We start from the raw sequence: 20,404 nt of genomic DNA, 5'->3' as shown, positions 1-20,404 counted from the left end.
GTTCGGATCGGGGGACGAATCATGGAATATCGTGCACTCTTGGCGTCCATCGGCCGCATGACGGGCCTGGGCGCCGGCCCGGCCAGAGCGGCGGCGGAGGCCACGCTGACCACGCTCGCCCGCACGCTCGACGACGACGACCGGCGCGAGCTCATCGACGCCCTGCCGCCCGAGCTGACCGACGACTTCCCCATGGACCATCCGCGCAACGACGGCACCGAGGAGGGCTTCGTCCGGCAGGCGGCGCTGCTCGGCCGCCGTCCGCCCGAGCAGGCCAGGATCAGGGCCCAGGCCGTGCTGGCCGCCGTCGCCGAGCAGGATCCCGAGCTGATCGCCCGGCTGCACATCCCCGAGCAGGTTCGCCCCCTGTTCGACCCGCCGGACAGCGGCGGCGGCATCACCGGCCCCAAGGGGCACACCGCCCCGCTCACCACCGGCGAGATCGCCGCGGCCCTCGCCACCCTGCCGCTGTGGAGCGGCGACCGCTCGGCGCTGCGCCGGGAGATCTCCCTGCCGCGGGAGAACCTGCGGGCCGTCCGCCGCGCGCTCGACCGGCTCAAGGTCACCCACGGCCGGCAGCCCCAGCTCCAGGACACCGAGGGCGGCCTGGCCATCGTGGTCAGGACCGTCTCCGTGGGCGCGGTGACGGCCCTCGACGTGGAGCTGGCCAGGCGGGTCGACGACCTCATCGAGGAGGTGGGCGCCGGCATCGGCCGCCCGTAGCCGCGGTCCCGTCCGGTCCCGGGGCGCTCGCCCCGGGCCTGGCCGGTCCTAGCCGCGCGGCCGGTCGGGCGTCTCGCCGGTGAGGTCCTCCAGGTGTTTGCCCGCCTGCGACAGGGCCTGTTCCAGCGCCGCCTGCCCGGCCGGCTTGTGCTCCGCCACGATCTTCCCCGCCCCGCCCGGACGCCCGGCCGGGCGCTCACCCGGACGTCCGGCCGGACGTTCGGCCCGACGCCTGGCCGCGTCGAGGGCCGGCGTGGTGTCGGTCTTGGGGGTGCTCTCGTCAGGACTGCTCATGGCCCTGTCCGTACCCGCTGACCTGGGAAGACATGTCGAGCTGCGAAGAAAGTCAGGATTTCTCGGAGAACGTTCGACCCGAACGGCCCTTGCGTGCGTACAGGTTTGGACAGCCGCATGTCCGACAACTCGGAGGCAGGTCTCGTGTTGACTGAAACGAGCATTCGTCGCCGCCCTTCCCAGGATGGAGAGGCCATGTCCAGGCTGCGGTCGGCCCGGCGGAGCCGGATGCAGTACGTATGGCCGTTGCGCGCGGACGCCCGGACCGTCGGCCACGCCCGGTCGATCATCCGGGACGAGCTGTCCGGGCTCGACCTGCACGACGACGTCGTGGACGACGCCGTCCTCATGGTGAGCGAGCTGGTCACCAACGCGTTCATGTACGGCGAGGGCCCCTACGAGCTGCTCCTCCACGTGGACGCCAAGGAGGTCATGTGCGTCGTCGTGGACGCCGGCCCGCCCCTGCCCGCCCCCTCGGTCCCCGACCCGTCCGCCGAGCACGGACGGGGGCTGCGCATCGTCGCCCGGCTCTCCGACGGCTTCTACGGCTGCCATCCCCAGCGTTACCTGACCCACCCCGACCTGGTCGGCAAGGCCACCTGGTTCGCGCTGCCACGCCGCGGCGGGCCCGGCAACGTCGTGCCGATCAGGGCGGGCACGTAGAGGGTTCCAGTCTCCTTCAAGTCGGCCCGACCATACTGTGATCAATTAGGACGAAGCCGATGAGTGGGACAACGTGGAATTCCGAGTTCTGGGGCCGCTGGAGGTCCGCGACGCCGACGGGGGCGCGGTCGGTCTCGGCGGCCCCCGTCCGCGGGCCGTGCTGGCCCGGCTGCTGGTCGCGCAGGGGGCCGTGGTCCCCGCCGAGACGCTGATCGACGACCTGTATGGCGACGCCCCCCCGCCCAGCGCCCTGCCCACCCTGCACTCCTACGTCTCCAACCTGCGCCGCGCGATCGAGCCGGGCCGAGGGCCGCGCGCCCGGCCGAGGACACTGATCGCCCGCCCGCCCGGCTACCTGCTGGCCGCCGGGGACGTGGACGCGCTCCGGTTCGCCGAGCTGGTGAACCGGGCCGAGTTCCGGTCGGCCGAGGAGGCGCTGGCCTGCCTGGAGGAGGCGCTCGGGCTGTGGCGCGGCGCGCCGTACGAGGAGTTCCAGGACGAGCCGTGGGCGATCATCGAGGTGAGCCGCCTGCGCGAGCTGCGCCTGGTCGCGGTCGAGCGGCGGGCTCGCGCGCTGCTCGACCTGGGCCGCCCCCAGGCGCTGATCACCGAGCTGGAGGCCGAGACCGTCGCCAACCCGTTGCGCGAGCGCCTGTGGTGCCTGCTCGCGCTGTCCCTGTACCGCACCGGGCGTCAGGCCGAGGCGCTGACCGTGCTGCGCACGGCGGCCAGGCGGCTGTCCGACGAGCTCGGCCTGGATCCCGGGCCCGAGCTGCGGTCGCTGGAGTCGGACATCCTGCGCCAGGCCGGCTCGCTCGCCCCGGTGGACGACACCCCGGCGCTGGTGGCCGCGCCACGCCCCCTGGACATCCCGCACGGGCGGGCGGCCCAGCTCGCCGAGCTGGTGGCGGTGGCCGAGCGGGCCGCGCCCGCCGGGCTCGCGGTCGCCGAGGTCAGCGGTGAGCCGGGGATCGGGAAGACGCGGCTGCTGGAGGCGTTCGGCGAGCACTGCGCGCGGCTCGGCCGGCTCGTGCTCCGTGGACGCTGCCACGACGCCGAGGGCACGCCCGCGCTGTGGCCGTGGACGCAGGTGTTCCAGGCGCTGGAGCCGCACTGCCCGCCGCCGGACCGCGAGCCCCTGTCCGGCCTCCTCGACGCCTGCCCCGAAGCGCCGCCGGACGCCGGGGGCCCGGCCGAGGCGTTGTTGTCGCGCCGGAACCAGGCCGCCGCCCGGTGGCTGGTCACGGCCTCGCGCGCCCAGCCGCTCGTCATCGTCCTGGACGATCTCCAATGGGCCGACCCCGCCTCGCTCGACCTGCTCAGGCACCTGGTCATGCTGCTGCGCGGGGGCGCGGTCACGCTGGTCGCGGCCTTCCGCACCGGGACCGGCGACGTGCTCGGGCGGCTGGTCCGCTACGACCTGTCGCGGCTGCGCCTGACCGGCGTCGGCCCCGAGGCGGTCCGGGCCATCGCGGCCGACCTCGGCGTCGAGCTGGACGACGAGTCGTGCGCCAGGATGGCCGACCGCACCGGCGGCAATCCGTTCTTCCTGCGCGAGAGCATCAGGCTGCTCGCTCGGAACCCGGATGTGGACGGGGTGCCCGAAGCGGTGACCGAGCTGGTCCGGCTGCGGCTGGACGCGCTCGCCGGGGTCACGGACGTGCTCGCGGTCGCGGCGCTGGCCGGACGGGAGTTCGACCCGGCCGTGGTGGCCCGGGTCGCGGGGGAGGAGGCGTACGGGCCGCTCGACCGGGCCGAGCGCGGCGGCCTGCTGGCGGCGCGGCCCGGCGGGCGGCTGGCGTTCGTGCACGACCTGGTGCGCGAGGCGCTCGTCAGGGACCTGCCGCCGCTGCGCAAGGCCGCGCTGCACCGCGACCTCGCCGCCGCCCTGTCCGCCCGCCCGGCGACCGACGTCGAGGTGATCGCCCACCACGCCGTGCAGGCCGGGCCGGTGGCGTACGGGGAGGCCGTGCGGTGGGCGCGGGCCGCGGCCGAGCAGGCCGAGCTGCGCCTGGGCTACGCCGAGTCCGCGTCCTGGCTGGGGCACGCGGTGACCGCGCACGACGCCTGCGGCGGCGACCCGGCCGAGCACGTGGAGCTGCTGCTGCGGCAGGTGCGCGCGCTGCTCGCGGCGGGCGAGCCGGCCAGGGCCCGCCGGGTCCGGGACCAGGCCGTGCGGGCGGCCGACCGCATCGGGGACGGGGGAGCGGCGCTCCGGGTCCGGGCGCTGACCTCGTTCGACACGCCGTCGATCTGGACGCTGCGCGACCCGTACGGCTCGGCCGACCCGCTGCTCGTCCGCCGCTTCGAGGACGCGCTGCGCGAGCTGCCCGAACCGGACGGCCCCGAGCGCGCGATGCTCCTGGCCGGGCTGGCCCAGGAGCTCTACGACGCCTCCGGCGACCCGCGGGCCCATGGGCTGTCCGCGCAGGCCGTGGCCATGGCCCGGCGGCTGGGCGACCGGCGTCTGCTGATGCGCGCGCTCAACGCCAGGCACCTGTCGCTGCCGCGTCCCCTGCACGTGCACGAGCTGGCGGACCTGGCCGCCGAGCTGCACGCGCTGGCGGACGGCGAGCCGGCCTACCAGCTGCTCGCGAACATGATGGACACCCACAACCGGATGGAGCTCTTCGACGTCACCGGCGCCGACCTGGCCGCGGCCCGCTGCGACGACCTGCTCGACCGCCTCCCGCTGCCCTGGCCGCGCTTCCAGCACACGCTGTGGCGGGCGGGCCGGCTGGTGCTCGGCGGCCGCTTCGACGAGGCGGACGACCTGTACGCCGACGCCGCCGACCAGGCGACCGGCCTGGGCATCTGGCACGCCACCCGCGCCGTGACAGCCGGCCGCCTGGCCCTGGACTACCACCGGGGCACGATGGCCGCCGCGGGCCCGCTCATCGACGTCCTGAGCGGCGCGAACCACGCCCTCGACCAGGCCGCGCGCACCCTGCACCTGCACGCCCAGGGCCGCATGGACGAGGCCCGCAAGCTGAACGGCCAACCGCTGCTCGACCGGTCGCGCCCGTCCACCCTGTGCCTGCGGGCCGCCGCCGCGGCGGCGCTCGGCCGGGTGCACGAGTGCCGCGTGCTCTACGAGGCGCTGCTGCCCTTCGGCGGCCGGATCGCCGTCCTTTCGGCCTGTGCCTGGGTGGGGCCGGTGGACTGGCATCTCGCGCTGCTGGCCGAGGCGACCGGCCGGCACGAGAGCGCGGTCCGGCACCTGACCGAGCTCGAACGGCTGGCCGCCCGCAACGGCCTGACCTGGTGGCGCGACCGGGCGGCCGAGGCCCGCCGGGGGCCCGGCCGCAAACACCTGCAACTGGCCACCAGCGGATGACAAGGACGTCCTGATCGACTTGCGCACCGGACGGCCTCCGGATCGCCAGGAATCCGGCTCCGAACTGGGGAGATGACGAATCAGTCAAGTCGTAACAAAGCAGCCATCAGTGCCAAACCTCATTTAAGCTTCCTTGACCCGGGGCGGCCCGGGCCGCTGAACCGAGGTGGAAAGTGGCGCTGCGCGTCAAGGTGCTGGGGCCCATCGTGGCCGAGATCGACGGGGTGGAGGTCGCGCTCGGCGGCCCGAGACAGCGCGCGGTGCTCGCCGTGCTGGTCGCGGCGCGCGGGCAGGTGGTCTCGGCGGAACGCGTGCTCGACGCCGCCTGGGACGAGGGCGAGCCCGCCTCGATGCCCACCCTGCACTCCTACATCACCAGGCTGCGCAAGGCCCTCGAACCCGGCCGGACCAGCCGGTCGCCGCAGAGCGTGCTGGCCCGCGTCGGCAACGGCTACACGCTGCGCGTCGAGCCCGACGCCGTGGACGCCGAGCGGTTCGCCCGTAAGGTCGCGGAAGGGCAGCTCCTGCTGGAGTCGGGCGACCACAGCTCGGCGCTGGCCGTGCTGAGCGAGGCCGTGGAGTTGTGGGGCGGGCAGCCGTACGGGGAGTTCGCGGGCGCGGCCTTCGCCGTGCCGGAGATCGCGCGGCTCCAGGGGTTGTTCCTGTCGGCGCGGGAGAGCCTGTTCGCCGCGCAGCTCGCGCTCGGGCGGCACGCGGCCGTGCTGCCGGAGCTGGAGAAGCTCACCGCCGAGCAGCCGATGAGCGAGCGCGGCTGGGAGCTGCTGGTGCTGGCCCTGTACCGGTCGGGCCGCCAGGGCGACGCGCTGGCCGCGCTGCGCTCCGCCCGTCGCGTGCTGGCCGAGGAGCTGGGCATCGACCCGGGGCCAGGGCTGCGCGAGCTGGAGGCGGCGGTGCTGGCCCAGGACGACGCGCTGCGCCCCGGTGTCGCCGCGCCGCTGCCGGCACGCGGCGGCAACCTGCCCTTCCCCGTGACCGCGCTGGTCGGCCGGGCGGCCGAGGTCGAGCAGGTGGCCGCGCTGCTCGCCGAGCACCGGCTGGTCACGCTCAGCGGGCCGGGCGGCATCGGCAAGACCAGGCTGGCGCTGGAGACCGCGCGGGCCAGGCACGACGCCGACGGGCCGTGGCTGGTCGAGCTGGCCGGGCTGGCCGACCCTTCGCTGGTGGCCGGGGCCATCGCGCAGGTGCTCGGGCTCACCGGGCCGGTCACCGGGCAACGCCTGGCGTACGCGCTGCGCGGCCGGAGCCCGCTGCTGGTGATCGACAACTGCGAGCACCTCGTGGCGGCCGTCCGCGACACGGTGTCGGAGCTGCTGGCCGGGGCGGGCGGCGTACGCGTGCTCGCCACCAGCCGCGAGACGCTCGGCGTGCCGGGCGAGGCCCTGTACGACGTGCCGCCGCTGTCCACGGCGGACGCCCGCGACCTGTTCCTGAGCCGGGCCAGGGCCGCCGCGCCCGGCTGGGAGCCGACGCCTGCGGAGCGGGCCAACGCCGAACGCCTCTGCCTGGGGCTCGACGGGCTGCCCCTGGCGGTCGAGCTGGCCGCCGGGCAGTGCCGCATGTTGTCGGTCGAGCAGATCCTCACCTCGATGGACGACAGGTTCAGCGTGCTCACCGACGGCGCCGGCCCGCGACGGCACCGCACGCTCGCCCGTACCGTGGAGTGGAGCTACGACCTGCTCGAACCCGCCGAGCGCGAGCTGTTCCACCGGCTCGGCGCGTTCGCCTCCGGCTTCGACCTGGACGCCGCGGCCGCGGTGTGCGGGCGGCCGGTCCTGGGCGGCCTGGGCGCGCTGGTGCGCAAGTCGCTGGTCGCCGTCGAGCCCGGCACCTCGCCGCGCCGTTACCGGCTGCTGGAGACGATCAAGGAGTTCGCCCGCGCCCGGCAGGACCCGGCCGAGCTGGCCGAGGCCCAGGCCGCGCATCGCGCCTGGGTGCTGGGCCGCGCCGAGGCCGCCGACGCCAGGATCCGCGGCGAGGGCGCGACCGCCGCGATGGAGGTGCTCCTGGCCGACCAGGCCGAGCACCGGGCCGCGTTCACCTCGGCGATGCTGGCCGGCGACGGCGGGTACGCGCTGCGGCTCACCGGCCTGCTGTCGTGGTTCTGGTACCGCAGGGGCCACGTCGCCGAGGGGCTGGCCAGCCTGTCGGCGGCCATGGAGCTCTACCCCGACGCCGAGCCCGGCGTGCGCTCCCAGGCGCTGATCGGCATGGCCGGCCTGCACTACCTGGCCGGTGACTTCGCCGCCGCGAGCCGGCGGGCCAGGGAGGCGGCCGAGATGGCCCGCCTGGCCGACGACCTGGTCGCCGAGGGGCGCGCCCTCACCTACCGCGCGCTGTTCGGCGGCCTGTGCGGGGCGCCGAACGCCCTGGCCGACGCCCGTGCCGCGCTCGACCTGGCCGAGGTGGCCGGCATGGAGTGGCTGCACGCCGAGGCGCTGATGGTGCTCGGCATGCTGCTGGTGTTCGCCCGGGAGACGGGCGAGGCGGCCGGGTGGCTGACCCGGTCGATCGAGGTGGCCACCAGGACGGGACACCGCTTCGTCACCGCCTCCTCGACCTGGCTGCTGATGAAGATCGACCTGCTGAGCGGCCGTACCGACCGGCCGCTGGCGTCCGGGCTGCCGATCCTGCGCATGCTCGACGAGGACAAGGACGTCACGTCCTGGTTGGTCATGGCCCACACCCTGGCCGGGGTGCTCACCGCGGGCGGGCTGCCGCGGGACGGCGCCCGGCTGCTCGGCGCGGTCGAGGCGGTCGGGGCCCGGGTCGGCTTCTCGCCGCCGGAGCTGGACCCGGCCGACGGCGCCGAGCGGGAGCAGCTGATCCGGCACGCGCTGCCCGCCGCCGAGCTGGCCGAGTGCCTGCGCCAGGGCGCCGCCCTGTCACCCGCCCAGGTGCACGGCCTGCTCGACCGGCTGATCCGGAGCCGCGTCCACTGACCTGGGATTCTTGCGCCGGGCGGGCCGGCAGGCTTTGGTACAGGTATGCCCCCAGGTGATCGGCTCGCCGTGCAGACCATCGAGTTCCACGGTGACAAGGTCGCCTTCGGCGAGGCCGGCGTGACGGACGAGGAACGCGCCGCCGCCGGCCGCGAGACGCTCGCCCAGCGCAACCAGGCGCTGCTGCGGGGCAACCGCCGCCGGGCCAGGCGCCGCTACGCCCACGAGCTGCCCGACGGCGTGCACTTCGCGCGCGTGTGGCGGCGGCGTGCCCTGGCCGAGCTGCGACCCATGCTGACCGGCGGGCCGCTGGCCGTCTGGGGCGAGGACGACGACGTGCTGCACGTGCTCTGGCAGGGGCCGAACGCGCAGCTCGGCTCGGGCGTGCGGTTCCCGATGTGGCCGGTCAAGGGTGCGGCCGACCTGTGGGAGCTGTCCCTGCGCGTACGGCACCTGGACCGGGCCGTGATCGGCGTCACCGCGGTGCCTCCCGGCGGCCGGCCGGTGGAGCGCGTCTGGCACGGCTCCCGCGCCGCCCCGGCCCCCGCGACGGCCGCCCGGCTCGCCGGCACGCTCGTCACCCGCGAGATCAGCAGCGTCCACCTGGGGGAGCGCCGCGCGATCACCGTCTACCGGCCGCCTGGCCCGATCCGCCCGATGCCCCTGTGCCTGCTGGCCGACGGGCAGGCCGCCGAGTCGTACGCCCGGGTGCTGGAGCCGGCGATCCTGGCCGGCGCGCTGCCGCCGCTGATCCTGGCCGGGCCGCACGCCGCCGACGCGCCGGGGCCGTACCCGGACGGGCGGGCCAGGGAGTACCTGCCCTACGCCGACCCGCGGCGCTTCGCGGCGCACCTGGCCTTCGTCATCGGCGAGGTCCTGCCCGGCTTCCCCGAGGCGAGCCACGTGATCAGCGCCGGCTTCTCCGACGGCGCCGGTTTCGCGCTGACCGCCGCCGACCGGTGCCCCGGCAGGATCGCCGCGGCGGTCGCCCTCAGCCCCAACCTGCTGCCGCAGCTCCTCGACACCTCCGTACGGGTGCCCCGCTACCTGGCGGCGGGCACGCTCGAACCGGCCCTGCTCGACTGCGCGCGCTCGCTGGCCGCACGCCTGGCCGGGGCGGGCGTGGCCCACCGGTGCGAGGCGTGGATCGGCGGCCACGACGGCTACTGGTGGCGGGTGCACCTGCTGGCCGCCCTCACCTGGCTGGCCCGCGAGCCGCTGCCCCGCTCACGCTGACCGCGCGGGCCGGACGGCGGCCAGCACCAGCAGGCCGGCGAACAGCCCGGTGACCGCGGCGGCCAGGTAGACGGCGTTCAGCGCCGAGGGGAACGAGCCCGGCCCGGTCATGCCGTCCTGGAACAGGATGCCGAACGCGGCGATGCCGAGGGCGTACCCGAGCTGCCTGACGGTGTTGACCGCGCCCGCCGCCATCCCGGCCCGGTGCGGCGGGACGTGCGCCATGGCGGCCGAGCTGAGGGCCGGGATGGCCAGGCCGACGCCGATCCCGGTCACCACCAGGCCCGGCGCGAGCGCCGTCCACGTGGAGTGCTCGTCGAGCATGCCCTGCAGGAGCGCGCCCGCAGCGATCAGCAGCAGCCCGCCGCCGACCGCGGCGCGCGCCGTCAGCCGGGGGAGCAGGCGGGCGGCGGCGACCGAGACGACCAGCGAGGTGCCGGCCATCGGCGTCAGCGCCAGCCCGGCCTGGACCGGCCCGAGGCCCAGCCCGCCGGCCTGCTGCAACCACAGCGAGGTGAAGGCCAGGCAGGCGAACGCTGCCGGCATGAGCAGCCCGGCCCCCGCCATGATCCCGCTGAACGCCGGGTTCGCGAACAGCCGCAGGTCCACCATGGGATGCGCGCCGCGCGACTCCACCAGCACGAACGCGGCGAACGCGACCACCGCCGCGGCGAGCGGCACCAGCGTGCGCGCCGACGTCCAGCCGTTCGGGCCGGCCTCGATCAGCCCGTACGTGAGCGCGCCCGCCGCCAGGGTGAACGTGCCCATCCCGGCCCGGTCCAGCCGGCCCCCGCCCGGCAGGCGGGACTCGCCGACCGTGCGCCAGGTCATCCAGGCGGCGGCCAGGCTGATGGGCAGGTTCACCAGGAAGACGGCCCGCCAGTGCAGGTGCTCGGTGAGCAGCCCGCCGAGCACGGGGGCGAGCGCCGCGGCGGCCCCGTTCACGCCGCCCCACACGCCGAACGCGATGCCGCGCTCGCGGCCGTGGTAAGTGGCGCTGATCAGGGCCAGCGTCGTGGCCATCATGGCGGCGCCGCCCGCTCCCTGCAGCACGCGGGCCGCCAGCAGCAGGCCCCCGGTGGGCGCGAGGCCGCAGGCCAGGGAGGCGAGCGCGAACACGCCGAGGGCGATCAGGTACACCTTGCGCCGCCCGGCGTGGTCGGCGACCGAGCCGGCCGCCAGCAGCAGCGCGGCCAGGGCCAGGGCGTAGCCGTCCAGGAGCCATTGGGCGCCGGTGAAGGACATCTTCAGGTCGGCGGTGATGCCGGGCAGGGCCACCATGACGATGGTCACGTCCACCAGGAGCATGAAGGCGCCCAGGCAGGCGGCGGCCAGCGGCCACCAGCTCGTACGGGTAAGTGTCGTGGTCATGGCGGCAAGAGTCCGGCCCGGACGGGGGATAACCCTAGCCGGCGAGGCCGTTCTGCCGGTTTTCCGCGCTCTGTAGCCTGCTCTGGTGGAAAACGTCACGCTCGACGAGGTCGACCGCGGGCTGCTGCACGCGTTGCAGGTGGACGGGCGGGCCTCGTTCAGCCGGATCGCCGAGGTGCTGGGGGTGTCCGACCAGCGGGTGGCCCGCCGCTACCGGCGGCTGCGCTCCAGCGGCACGGTCCGGGTCGTCGGCGTGGTGGACCGGCAGCGGCTCGGCCACCAGTCGTGGGCCATCCGGTTGCGCTGCACGCCCGACGCCGGCGCCTCGATCGCCGAGGCCCTCGGACGGCGGCCCGACACGTTCTGGGTGCACCTGCTGTCCGGCGGCACCGAGATCTCCTGCGGCGCCATCCAGCGCCTCGACCGGGAACGCGAGCCGCTGCTGCTGACCAAGCTGGCCAGGACCAACCGGGTGCTCGCGGTGTCGGCGCACCGGACCCTGCACATGTTCGTCGGCGGCCGCATCGGCTGGGCCGGGCTCGCCGCGCTCTCCGCCGACCAGGTCGCCCACCTGCGGGCCGGCCGGGTGTACGGCCCCCGCGACACCGGCGAGGACGTGACGCTCGGCCCCGGCGACGACGTGCTGCTGACCGAGCTGTCCCGCGACGGCCGCACCAGCCACGCCGACCTGGCGGCGGTGACCGGCTGGTCGGAGTCCACGGTCAGGCGGCGGACGGAACAGCTCTGCGCGGCCGGCGCCCTGTTCTTCGACATGGACGTGCTGCCCCGGCTGCTGGACTACCGGGTCGAGGCCCAGCTGTGGATGTCGGTGCCGCCCGCCGACCTCGACGCGACCGGCCGGGCGCTGGCCGAGCACCCGGAGGTCGCCTTCGCCGGGGCGACCACGGGCCCGACGAACCTCGCGGCCAGCGTGGTGTGCCGCGACGACACCGCCTTCTACCGCTACCTCACCGACAGTCTGGGCGCGCTGCCCGCCATCCGGCACATCGAGACCGCACCGATCATCAGGACCATCAAGCGGGCGGGCGCCGGGCTGACGAATTGACCTCAAGTCGTCTTGAGGTTGCACGCTGGGCGTGGAAGTCGTTCCGGATGAGGAGTGGTCATGAGAGTGGTGCAGGTGACGAGGTTCGGCGGGCCCGAGGTGCTGGAGACGCGGACCGTCCCGGACCCGGTGGCCGGGCCGGGCGAGGTCGTGGTGCGGGTCGGCTTCGCCGAGATCAATTTCATCGAGACGCAGCTCAGGCGGGGGTTCACACCGGGACCGCCGCTGCCGGAGCTCCCGTACGTGCCGGGTGCGGGCGTCGGCGGGCTCGTGCTCTCCGTGGGCGATGACGTCGATGCCGGGCTGGTGGGGCGGCGGGTGGTGACCCGTACGCCGGGCTTCGGCGGCGGGAACGCCGAACTGGTCGTGGCCAGGGCCGCGGACCTGATCGAGGTGCCGGACGGGCTCGCGCTGGCCGACGCCACGGCGCTGCTCGTCGACGGCAACACGGCCGTGGGCCTGTTCGCGAACGCCGCGATCCGGCCCGGCGAACGGGTGCTCGTCCAGGCCGCCGCCGGTGGGCTCGGCAGCCTGCTCGTGCAGCTCGCGCGCGGGGCCGGCGCGCGGGTGGTCGGGGCGGCAGGCGGTGCGGCCAAGCTGGCGGTGGTCGCCGGGCTCGGCGCCGAGGCCACCGTCGACTACTCGCGTCCCGGCTGGACCAAGGAGGTGCTCGACGCGACCGGCGGGCGCGGCCCCGACGTGGTCTTCGACGGCGTGGGCGGCGAGCTCGGCCGCCAGGCGTTCGAGGTGACCGCGCGCGGCGGGCGGTTCTCCGTGCACGGCGCGTCCAGCGGCAGCGCCACGACCGTCGACCCGGCGGAGGCCGACCGCCGGGGCGTCACCGTGATCGGCCTGGAGCAACTGGCGACCCTGGGCCAGGACGGGAACGAGCGGACCGTACACGCGCTCGCCGAGGCGGCGGCCGGGCGGCTCAAGGCGGTCGTCGGGCGCACGTTCCCGCTGGAGCAGGCGGCCGAGGCGCACGCGGCGATCGAGGCCCGCGCGGTGAACGGCAAGACCCTGCTGGAGGTGTGACCGCCCGCGGGCCCTCGGTGGGGTGCCGGGGTCATAATCGAGGCGTGCACCGGCCGTCCAGGCGACTCCTCCTCCAGGCGGGCGCGGTCGCCGTGGCCGCCGTGGCGGGGGCGCTCGCCCGGTCCGAGCCCGCCCACACGCCCGACGACTCCTTCGTCAGGCTGCGCCGCCGGTGGCGCGAGGTGACGGCGGGGTCGGGGTTCGACGCGGGCGCGGAGCCGTACCGGACGCGGCTGGCCGAGATGGGGCGGCGGGCGGCCCGGCACCGCGCGGCCATGGCGTACACGGGCACGTCGCTCTGGGCGGACCAGCCGTTCCCGTCGTTCGCCGCGACGCCGCGGCGGCTGCTGGCCATGGCCCGCGCGTACGCGCTGCCGGGGACGGGGCTGACCGGCGACGCGACCCTGGCCGCCGCCGTGGCCGCCGGGATCGACCACTACCGCCGCCACGTGTACGCCGACGGCGCCGACCCGGCGGGCAACTGGTGGCACTGGGAGATCGGCGTGCCGAGGGCGCTGCTCGACGCGGCCGTGCTGGTCGGGCCGCACCTGGGCGAGCGGCGCAGCGCCGCGCTGCGGGACGCGGTCGACCACTTCGTGCCCGAGAGCCGCCTCGGCGACTACAGCGGCACCAGCACCGCCGCCAACCGCGTGGACCTGTGCGTGGTGATGTTGCTGCGCGCCATGCTCAGGGCCGACCCCGGCAAGGCGGCGCTGGCGGTCTCGGCGCTCGCCCCGGTGTTCCGCACGGTCTCCGAGGGCGATGGTTTCTACCGGGACGGGTCGTTCGTCCAGCACTCGACCGTGCCCTACCAGGGCGCCTACGGGGTGACGCTGCTCACCGGGCTGGCGACGCTGTTCGCGGTGCTGCGCGGCACGCCGTGGGAGGTGGTGGACCCGACCGTGTTCGCCATGGTGGAGCGGTCGTTCGCGCCGTTCGTGCACGACGGGTTCTGCATGGACCTGGTGCGCGGCAGGGGGATCGGCAGGAAGCCGTTCGGCGACCACGACAGGGGCCGCGAACTGGCCGCCGCGATCCTGCTGCTCGGCGAGGTGGCCCCGGCCGCCGACCGGGCCCGCTGGCAGGCGATGGTCAAGGGCTGGGCGGTACGCCGGACGTGCCGGCCCATGCCGGACGAGGCCGACCCGGCCTTCCACGCCCGCCTGACCGCCGTCCTGGCCGACGACGCCGTGCCCGCCGCGCCGGAGCCCGTCGGCCACCGGCTGTTCCCGATGAGCGCGCGGGCCGTGCACCGCAGGCCGGGCTGGTGCGCGGCGCTCAGCATGGCCTCCGCCACGATCGGCCACTACGAGCACGGCAACGGCGAGAACCTGCGGGGCTGGCACACCGGCTCCGGCATGCTCTACTGGTGGGCCGGCGGCCACGCCGACCAGTACTCCGACTCGTTCTGGACCACCGTCGACCCCTACCGGCTGCCCGGCACGACCGTCTCGACCCGGCGGCTGCCCGACGGCGCGGGCCCGGCCTGGGGCGACACCTGCCCGCCCGGCCGCTGGGTCGGCGGCGCCACGGACGGCACGTACGCCGTCGTCGGCCAGCACCTGAACGGCCTCGACAGCACGATGGAGGCGTTCAAGTCGTGGTTCTTCCTCGACGACGCGGTGGTCTGCCTCGGCGCGGGGATCAGCGGCGCGGACGGCGTGCCGGTCGAGACGATCGTGGACAACCGCAGGACCGCCGCCCCGCTGACCGCGGATCTCCGGGCGGGCTGGGCGCACCTCGACGGCCACGGCGGCTACGTGGTGCCGGACGGCCTGCGCACCCTGCGCGAACGGCGCGGCGACCGCGACTACGTCACGCTCTGGCTCGACCACGGCGTCGACCCCGACCAGGCCGGCTACGTCTACCTGCTCCTGCCGGGCGCGAGCCGCGAGCGCACGGTCGCCAGGGCCGCCGATCCCGGGTGGGCCCGCGTGCTCGCCAACACCGCGCGGCGGCAGGCCGTCCGGGTGGACGCGCTGGGCGTCACCGCGGCCGCCTTCTGGGACGAGGGCGCCGCCGGCCCGCTCTCCGCCTCCGGGCCCTGCGCCGTGCTGGTCAGGGAGCACGCCCCGGGCACGGCCACCGTGACCGTGGCCGATCCCCGGCGCGACCTGGACGGGCTGACCGTGGCCTGGGACCGGCCGGTCGCCGGTGTGCTGCGCGGCGACCCGCTGCTCGCGGGGGCGACGACGGGCGACCGGCTGGCGCTCACCTTCGGGCCGACGGCCGACCTGGAGGGCGCTTCGGTGACGGTGACCGTCCGGCTGTCGTGACGGGTCAGGAGAGCACGGCCTGGGCGGCGACCAGCTCGGCGTACTTGCCGCCCGTGGCCGTCAGCTCGTCGTGGGTGCCGCGTTGCACCACCCGGCCCGCGTCGATCACGAGGATCAGGTCGGCGTCCCTGACCGTGCTGAGCCGGTGGGCGATCACGATCCTGGTCTGGACGAGCCGGCTCAGGTTGGCCTCGATGACCGCCTCCGTGGCGCTGTCGAGGTTGCTGGTGGCCTCGTCGAGCAGCAGAACCTTCGGGCGCGACAGGACGGCGCGGGCCAGGGCGAGCCGCTGCCGCTGCCCGCCCGACAGGCCGCCGCCGTCGGTGAGCATCGTCTCGTACCCCATGGGCATGTCCATGATCTCGTCGTGCAGCGCCGCCAGGCGGGCCGCGGCGACCACCCGCTCCAGGGACGCGCCCGGCTCGTTCAGCGCGATGTTCTCCCTGATCGAGCCGCTGAACAGGGACGGATCCTGGGTGACCACGCCGAACTGGCGGCGCAGCGTGCGCAGGTTCAGCTCGGCGGCCGGGACGCCGTCGTAACGGATCTCGCCGAGCACGGGCGTGTGCAGGGCGAGCAGCAGCCGGGCCAGCGTGCTCTTGCCCGAGCCGGACGCGCCCACCAGGGCCACCTTCTGACCGGGGCGGACGGAGACCGAGACGTCGCGCACGGTCCAAGGGGCGCGCGGGTCGTGGCGGAAGCTCACCCCGCGCAGCTCGACCGCGCCCCGCAGCCGCAGCACCTCGATGCCGTTGCTCGGCTCCGGCTCCGAGGCCAGGATGTCGGACAGCCGGTCGAAGTGCGCGCCCGCCTGCTGCAGGCTCTGCAGCCCGGTCATCAGCGAGCCGAGCGGGGTCAGCGCGCCGAGCGCGATGGCGTTCAGCGCCACCAGCGCGCCCACCGTGAGCTGCCCGTCGAGCACCCGCCAGGCGCCCAGCCACAGCAGCCCGAGCGGCGCCGTCACTCGGATCGCGGCCAGCGCCGACTCCAGCAGCCCCCTGGTCAGCCCGGCCCGCACGTCCGCGCTGAGCTGCCTGGCGAAGTGCGACGACCACTGGTCCACGGCCCGCTTCTCGGCGCCCGACGCCTTCAGCGTCTCGATGCCGGTGATTGTCTGGATCAGGCTGGTCTGGGACGCCGACAACGCCGTCAGCTCCTGCCGGGTGAGCGTGGCGATCCGGCTCGTCGTGGCCAGCAGCAGGACCGTCTGCAGCACGGCCAGCCCGGTCAGCGCCAGCCCGAACACCGGGTCCCAGAGGTAGACCAGCACCAAGTAGCCCACGGCCAGCGGGCCGTCCAGCAGCGCCGCCACGACCTGCCCGGTGAGGATGTCGCCGAGCGTCGAGACGCTGCCCGCCCTGGTCACCAGGTCGCCCTTGCCGCGCTGCTGGAAGTACCGGTACGGCAACGTCACCAGATGGCCGACCAGGCTCTCGGTGAGCTCCTGGTCGGCACGGGCCCGTACGGCGACGAGCAGCGCCGCCCGCAGGTACCCGATCACCAGCTGGGCCGCCCCCGCGAGCAGCACGGAGACGCCCAGCAGGGACAGCACGTCCACCGCCCGCCCGGGCACGATGGAGTCCAGGAGGAGCTGCGAGAACATCGGCAGCGCGAGCCCGAGCACCTGCAGCAGCAACGAGGCCACGATGAGCTGCGCGAGCAGCCCCCTGCGCCGCCGGAACAGCGTCCGCACGAACTCCCTGCGCCAGGCCCCGGCCGCCGAGGTCGTGCCGCGCCGGAACCCCTCGCCCGGCTCGAACACCAGCAGCACGCCGGTGAACCCGGCCCCGAACTCCTCCGGCGTCAGTCTGCGGCGGCCGTGCCCGGGGTCGACGACGTCCACGCGGTCGGGGGACCAGCGTTCGACCACGATGAAGTGGTTGAACTCCCAGTGCGCGACGGCGGGGAGCGGCACGCGGGCCAGGTCCTCGGGGGCCAGGGAGAAGGCGCGGGCCTTGAGGCCGTGGTCGCGGGCGCCGTCGACGACGGCCTTGGCGCTCAGGCCGTCCCTGCCGACCTGGAGCCGCTCGGCGACCTGGTGGAGCGTGGTGCGCTGCCCGTGGTGGCACAGCACCATGGCCAGGCAGGCCGCGCCGCACTCGGTGTCGGTGTTCTGGAGCAGTACGGGCAGGCGGCGGAACATCAGGCGACCGCCTCGACCGCGACCATGGTCAGCAGGAGGCCGGTGGCGAGGAGCGCGGCCACCAGCAGCCACAGCGCGAGGAACGACGGGGTGCTGATCACCGGCGGCATCCGGCTGACCCGCGACATCGCCCGGTGCCGCAACGCCTCCTCCCGGTAGATGCCCTGCGCGTCCCGCTGCCTGCGCATGTCCGGCGCTGCGTGGCGCGGGGCCGGGCGCGTCGTGCCGTACGGATCGTTCAAGGCCGGCGCCCCCCGCCTGGACCCGCCGCCCGCCACCCCCATGGCTTACCTGCCTCTCCACTCAAGTCCCGGCCAGCCTAGGAACGCCTACTTGGAAGCCACTTGGGATCCACTGCTTGACGCATGAAACCCTTGATCAGAGCGTGGCGGCGTGCAAGGAGTTCACGGTCTGGGGCTTCACCGACCACCACTCATGGGTGCCCGGCTGGTTCGACGGCGACGGCGCCGCCTGCCTCCTCGACGAAAGCCTCGCCCCCAAACCCGCCTACAACGCCCTCCTGACCACGAACGCCTGACACTCGGGTCAGCGGAAGAGGAGGTCGCCGAAGTTCGGGTCGGCCGGCTCGCCCGGGTCCCTGTCGGTCGGCGAGGGCAGGGCGGTGGGGGCCGGGTCCGAGGGGGTGGCGTCCGGCGTGGCCGTGGGGGAGGGGCCGGCCGAGCCCGTCCCGCCCGGCGTGGGCGTCGGCGTGACCGCGGCCGGCACGGACGGCGTGGGCGTCGCGGCCGGGCCGGTGGACGGCCCTGGTGACGGCGTCGGGCTCGGCGGCCGGGTCGCGGGACGTTCGTGCCGCGGCTCGCCGGCCGCCCGCCCGTCCCGGCGGTCCTTGCGGCCGGGAGCCTTGCCGGCCTCGCCCGGGGCCCGTCCGGCGACCTGGTCGGCCACCGTGCGGTCCACGATGACCTCGTAGATCACGATGCTCCCCATGCTGACGGTGAACACCAGGGCCGCGGCCCCGCCCACCCTGGCCCACCGCGGCCTCCTCCCGCGCAGGGTGACCGCCGTGCGTTGCTTCACCCTGTCGCCCGTGCGCTTGAGGTAATGCGTGTAGACGTCGGCGATGACGGTGCTGGCCACGCTCATCATCGCGGCGCCGATCACCGTCCCCGCCGTCCCCAGGTAGGAGGCCGCGACCGCGGCGGTGACCGCGGCCAGGGCGCTCCCCACGATCTGCGGCACGCTCAGCTCCAGCTTCCGCTGCTTGCCGCTCATAGCCAGGATCGTCCCCTCTTGTGGTGCGACGAAGGTGAACAAGCCACCTTGGCCCCCACAGGACGGGACGCCCACGGCGACGCGCGGCACTTTGCCGCGTCCTCGACCCGCCCTTGACGAGGGCGGGAACCGGTTGCCCCAGGCCGCGGGCGGCGGGGTCACCGCACGAGCGGAAGCCGGTTCACCCCCGTCATGGTCGGCGTGGGCATGAAGACCACCGGGTCGCCGGGATCGGTGCGCAGGACGCCGACCCGGTCGAGCAGGATGTTCAGCGCCACCCGCCCTTCCAGCCGGGCCAGGGGAGCGCCCAGGCAGAAGTGGATGCCCCGGCCGAAGGCGAGATGCGGGTTGGGGTCGCGGCCGGCGTCGAAGACGTCGGGGTCGGGGAACTGCCTGGGGTCCCGGTTGGCCGCGCCGAGCCAGAGCATGACCATCTTGTCGGCCGGGATCGTCACCCCGCCCAGCTCGACCTCGCGGGTGGTCGACCGGGCCAGCCCGGCGAACGGGGTGAACAGCCGCAACGACTCCTCGATCACGGCCGGCACGGTGGAGCGGTCGGCCCGTACCTTGTCCTGCTGCTCGGGGAAGGCGTCCAGGCACACCACCGTGTTGCCGAGCAGCATCGTCGTGGTGATGTGCCCGGCCAGCAGCAGCAGAATCGCGAAGTTGACGACCTGGTCCTCGGGCAGGCGCTCGCCGTCCACCTCGGCCTCGACCAGCTTGGTGAGCAGGTCGGCGCGGGGCCGCGCGCGGCGCTCCGCGGCGTGCCCGGCGAGGTAGTGCGTCATCTCCCGCCATGGTTTGAGGGTGTTGGCCACGTTCGCGCTCTGGTTCTCCACCGGCTCGGCGAGCGAGACCTTGGCATCGCGCTGGAACAGCCCGTCGGCCCACTGCCTGAACAGGGCCCGGTCGCTGCTCGGGACCCCCAGCAGCTCGGCGATGACGATGACGGGGAGCGGGTAGGCCAGGTCGGCCACCAGCTCCAGGCGGTCGCGGCCGTCGGCCGCGTCGAGCAGCTCGTGGGTGAGCTCGGCGATCCGCGGTTCGAGGTCCGCGACGACCTTGCGGGTGAACGCGCTGCTGACCAGCTTGCGCAGCTTGCCGTGCTCCGGCGGGTCGATCTGGGTGATGAACCCCTTCATCGAGAAGTCGTCGCCCTCCGGCAGCAGCCCCTTGGGGATCAGCCGCATGGTGTCGGAGGAGAACGTGCCGGGGTCGGCGAAGACGTCGTGCACTTCCTGGTAGCCGTGGACGTTGTACATCCCGGCGGCGGCGTCGTACTCGACGGACGGGCCCGATCGCGGCCCGTGCAGCCAGAAGTGCTGCTTGGAGATGTTGTACCATTCGACGATGTCGGACATCGCCTCTCCTTAGTCGTAGATCCACTTTCGGTAGGGCGGGATCAGTTCCTCGAGAATTGCGATGAACTCCGCCGCCGCCGCCTCCAGAACCTCGGCGGACGGCTGCACGGCGGGCTCGAAGGCGTGGCGCACGGTGAAGGCGAGCGCGTCCGCCTGCTCCTCCACGCTCAGCGCCGTCCCGACGGTGTCGATGCCGTCGAGCAGGTAGAAACCCGTGGAGGCGGCGCTCCACGTGTACCGGGGGTGCGGCATGTCGGGCCTGAGCAGGCCGTACCGCTCGGCCACCCGCTGGAACCGCTCGGCCGCGAGGACGTCGTGGCTGCGCAGCGGGTGCTTGACCAGTTTGCCCAGCAGCTCGATGTCGGTGGTGAACAGCGCCCGGAGCAGCGGCCTGCGGCTCATGGAGACGAAGGCCGCCCGCGAGAAACGATGCGGCAGCACCTGGGCGGGGTCGTGCCGCAGCAGCGCCGCGAACTCCTCCAGGACCTCGATGGACTCCCGCAGCAGCAGCGCCTCGAACAGCTCGTTCTTGGTCCGCCAGTGCAGGTAGATGGTGCCCTTGCCCACCCCGGCGCGGCCCGCGATGTCGTCGACGGTGACCCTCCGGTAGCCGTGACGCAGGAGCAGCTCGCCCGCGGCGTCGAGGATCCGGTCCGCCCTTTCCACCATGCGCTACACCTCGTGACTAGATATGAAATCTGGTCAT

16 protein-coding genes are annotated in these 20,404 nt (G+C 74.8%); 9 read left to right on the top strand and 7 right to left on the bottom strand.

Annotated features, from left to right (window positions below):
• Nucleotides 1-39 precede the first annotated feature (39 nt).
• Nucleotides 40-723 (top strand): DUF2267 domain-containing protein, encoded by a 684-nt coding sequence (locus ABZ444_RS12295; RefSeq protein WP_357995007.1) that lies wholly within the window; start codon nucleotides 40-42, stop codon nucleotides 721-723.
• Between the two features lie 48 nt (nucleotides 724-771).
• Here ABZ444_RS12295 and ABZ444_RS12290 read toward each other — a convergent pair whose 3' ends face one another.
• Entirely contained in the window at nucleotides 772-1,017 is a 246-nt protein-coding gene (locus ABZ444_RS12290) for a hypothetical protein (RefSeq protein ID WP_357995006.1), read from the bottom strand.
• A gap of 195 nt (nucleotides 1,018-1,212) precedes the next feature.
• On the opposite strand from ABZ444_RS12290, the gene ABZ444_RS12285 reads away from it, so the two are divergent.
• From ABZ444_RS12285 to ABZ444_RS12270, 4 genes are all read left to right on the top strand, one after another.
• Nucleotides 1,213-1,680, top strand: a complete 468-nt coding sequence (locus ABZ444_RS12285) for an ATP-binding protein (RefSeq protein ID WP_357995005.1) — start codon at nucleotides 1,213-1,215, stop codon at nucleotides 1,678-1,680.
• A 73-nt stretch (nucleotides 1,681-1,753) separates the two neighbouring features.
• The gene (locus tag ABZ444_RS12280; protein ID WP_357995004.1) at nucleotides 1,754-5,017 is read left to right on the top strand and encodes a BTAD domain-containing putative transcriptional regulator; all 3,264 of its coding nucleotides are present in this window, start codon (nucleotides 1,754-1,756) and stop codon (nucleotides 5,015-5,017) included.
• 173 nt (nucleotides 5,018-5,190) lie between these two features.
• Nucleotides 5,191-7,977, top strand: a complete 2,787-nt coding sequence (locus ABZ444_RS12275; RefSeq protein ID WP_357995003.1) for a BTAD domain-containing putative transcriptional regulator — start codon at nucleotides 5,191-5,193, stop codon at nucleotides 7,975-7,977.
• 45 nt (nucleotides 7,978-8,022) lie between these two features.
• Nucleotides 8,023-9,213: a hypothetical protein gene (locus ABZ444_RS12270; protein ID WP_357995002.1), complete on the top strand. Its 1,191-nt coding sequence runs from the start codon at nucleotides 8,023-8,025 to the stop codon at nucleotides 9,211-9,213.
• Here ABZ444_RS12270 and ABZ444_RS12265 read toward each other — a convergent pair.
• Nucleotides 9,205-10,584 (bottom strand): MFS transporter, encoded by a 1,380-nt coding sequence (locus ABZ444_RS12265; RefSeq protein WP_357995001.1) that lies wholly within the window; start codon nucleotides 10,582-10,584, stop codon nucleotides 9,205-9,207. The two genes, ABZ444_RS12270 and ABZ444_RS12265, sit on opposite strands and share 9 nt — an antisense overlap.
• An 85-nt stretch (nucleotides 10,585-10,669) precedes the next feature.
• Between ABZ444_RS12265 and ABZ444_RS12260 the strand changes: the two genes are divergently transcribed.
• Genes ABZ444_RS12260 through ABZ444_RS12250 form a run of 3 tightly spaced genes read left to right on the top strand, consistent with a single transcriptional unit; the run spans nucleotide 10,670 to nucleotide 14,961 of the window.
• Nucleotides 10,670-11,650 (top strand): Lrp/AsnC family transcriptional regulator, encoded by a 981-nt coding sequence (locus ABZ444_RS12260; RefSeq protein WP_357995000.1) that lies wholly within the window; start codon nucleotides 10,670-10,672, stop codon nucleotides 11,648-11,650.
• Between the two features lie 60 nt (nucleotides 11,651-11,710).
• Nucleotides 11,711-12,685 (top strand): zinc-binding dehydrogenase, encoded by a 975-nt coding sequence (locus ABZ444_RS12255; RefSeq protein WP_357994999.1) that lies wholly within the window; start codon nucleotides 11,711-11,713, stop codon nucleotides 12,683-12,685.
• Between the two features lie 44 nt (nucleotides 12,686-12,729).
• Entirely contained in the window at nucleotides 12,730-14,961 is a 2,232-nt protein-coding gene (locus ABZ444_RS12250) for a polysaccharide lyase 8 family protein (protein ID WP_357994998.1), read from the top strand.
• Between the two features lie 4 nt (nucleotides 14,962-14,965).
• Here ABZ444_RS12250 and ABZ444_RS12245 read toward each other — a convergent pair whose 3' ends face one another.
• Together ABZ444_RS12245 and ABZ444_RS12240 are read right to left on the bottom strand one after the other, a co-directional pair.
• Entirely contained in the window at nucleotides 14,966-17,104 is a 2,139-nt protein-coding gene (locus tag ABZ444_RS12245; protein ID WP_357994997.1) for a peptidase domain-containing ABC transporter, read from the bottom strand.
• The gene (locus tag ABZ444_RS12240; protein ID WP_357994996.1) at nucleotides 17,104-17,292 is read right to left on the bottom strand and encodes a hypothetical protein; all 189 of its coding nucleotides are present in this window, start codon (nucleotides 17,290-17,292) and stop codon (nucleotides 17,104-17,106) included. The genes ABZ444_RS12245 and ABZ444_RS12240 overlap by 1 nt, the downstream gene beginning before the upstream one ends.
• 170 nt (nucleotides 17,293-17,462) lie before the next feature.
• On the opposite strand from ABZ444_RS12240, the gene ABZ444_RS12235 reads away from it, so the two are divergent.
• Nucleotides 17,463-17,642, top strand: coding sequence for an endo-1,4-beta-xylanase (locus tag ABZ444_RS12235; protein WP_357994995.1), 180 nt, complete (start codon nucleotides 17,463-17,465; stop codon nucleotides 17,640-17,642).
• Between the two features lie 8 nt (nucleotides 17,643-17,650).
• On the opposite strand, the gene ABZ444_RS12230 is transcribed toward ABZ444_RS12235, so the two are convergent.
• The 3 genes from ABZ444_RS12230 to ABZ444_RS12220 all read right to left on the bottom strand — a co-directional run bounded on the left by ABZ444_RS12230 (nucleotide 17,651) and on the right by ABZ444_RS12220 (nucleotide 20,367).
• Nucleotides 17,651-18,337: a hypothetical protein gene (locus ABZ444_RS12230; protein WP_357994994.1), complete on the bottom strand. Its 687-nt coding sequence runs from the start codon at nucleotides 18,335-18,337 to the stop codon at nucleotides 17,651-17,653.
• 158 nt (nucleotides 18,338-18,495) lie between these two features.
• Nucleotides 18,496-19,698 carry a cytochrome P450 gene (locus ABZ444_RS12225; protein ID WP_357994993.1) on the bottom strand — a complete coding sequence of 401 codons (1,203 nt, stop codon included), beginning with the start codon at nucleotides 19,696-19,698 and terminating at the stop codon, nucleotides 18,496-18,498.
• Nucleotides 19,699-19,707: 9 nt separating this feature from the next.
• Nucleotides 19,708-20,367, bottom strand: coding sequence for a helix-turn-helix domain-containing protein (locus tag ABZ444_RS12220; RefSeq protein ID WP_357994992.1), 660 nt, complete (start codon nucleotides 20,365-20,367; stop codon nucleotides 19,708-19,710).
• Between the last annotated feature and the right edge of the window lie 37 nt (nucleotides 20,368-20,404).

The organism is Nonomuraea sp. NPDC005730 (assembly GCF_040630865.1).
Taxonomy (GTDB): Bacteria; Actinomycetota; Actinomycetes; order Streptosporangiales; family Streptosporangiaceae; genus Nonomuraea.
Note: the sequence above shows the minus strand (reverse complement) of the source record. Positions and strands in the feature narration are given on the sequence as shown.

Excerpts from the sequence above, each read along its gene's own strand:
- ABZ444_RS12290 (WP_357995006.1), bottom strand. The coding sequence starts at position 1,017 with ATGAGCAGTCCTGACGAGAGCACCCCCAAGACCGACACCACGCCGGCC.
- ABZ444_RS12285 (WP_357995005.1), top strand. The coding sequence starts at position 1,213 with ATGTCCAGGCTGCGGTCGGCCCGGCGGAGCCGGATGCAGTACGTATGG.
- ABZ444_RS12270 (WP_357995002.1), top strand. The coding sequence starts at position 8,023 with ATGCCCCCAGGTGATCGGCTCGCCGTGCAGACCATCGAGTTCCACGGT.
- ABZ444_RS12265 (WP_357995001.1), bottom strand. The coding sequence starts at position 10,584 with ATGACCACGACACTTACCCGTACGAGCTGGTGGCCGCTGGCCGCCGCC.
- ABZ444_RS12255 (WP_357994999.1), top strand. The coding sequence starts at position 11,711 with ATGAGAGTGGTGCAGGTGACGAGGTTCGGCGGGCCCGAGGTGCTGGAG.
- ABZ444_RS12245 (WP_357994997.1), bottom strand. The coding sequence starts at position 17,104 with ATGTTCCGCCGCCTGCCCGTACTGCTCCAGAACACCGACACCGAGTGC.
- ABZ444_RS12240 (WP_357994996.1), bottom strand. The coding sequence starts at position 17,292 with ATGCGCAGGCAGCGGGACGCGCAGGGCATCTACCGGGAGGAGGCGTTG.
- ABZ444_RS12230 (WP_357994994.1), bottom strand. The coding sequence starts at position 18,337 with ATGAGCGGCAAGCAGCGGAAGCTGGAGCTGAGCGTGCCGCAGATCGTG.
- ABZ444_RS12225 (WP_357994993.1), bottom strand. The coding sequence starts at position 19,698 with ATGTCCGACATCGTCGAATGGTACAACATCTCCAAGCAGCACTTCTGG.
- ABZ444_RS12220 (WP_357994992.1), bottom strand. The coding sequence starts at position 20,367 with ATGGTGGAAAGGGCGGACCGGATCCTCGACGCCGCGGGCGAGCTGCTC.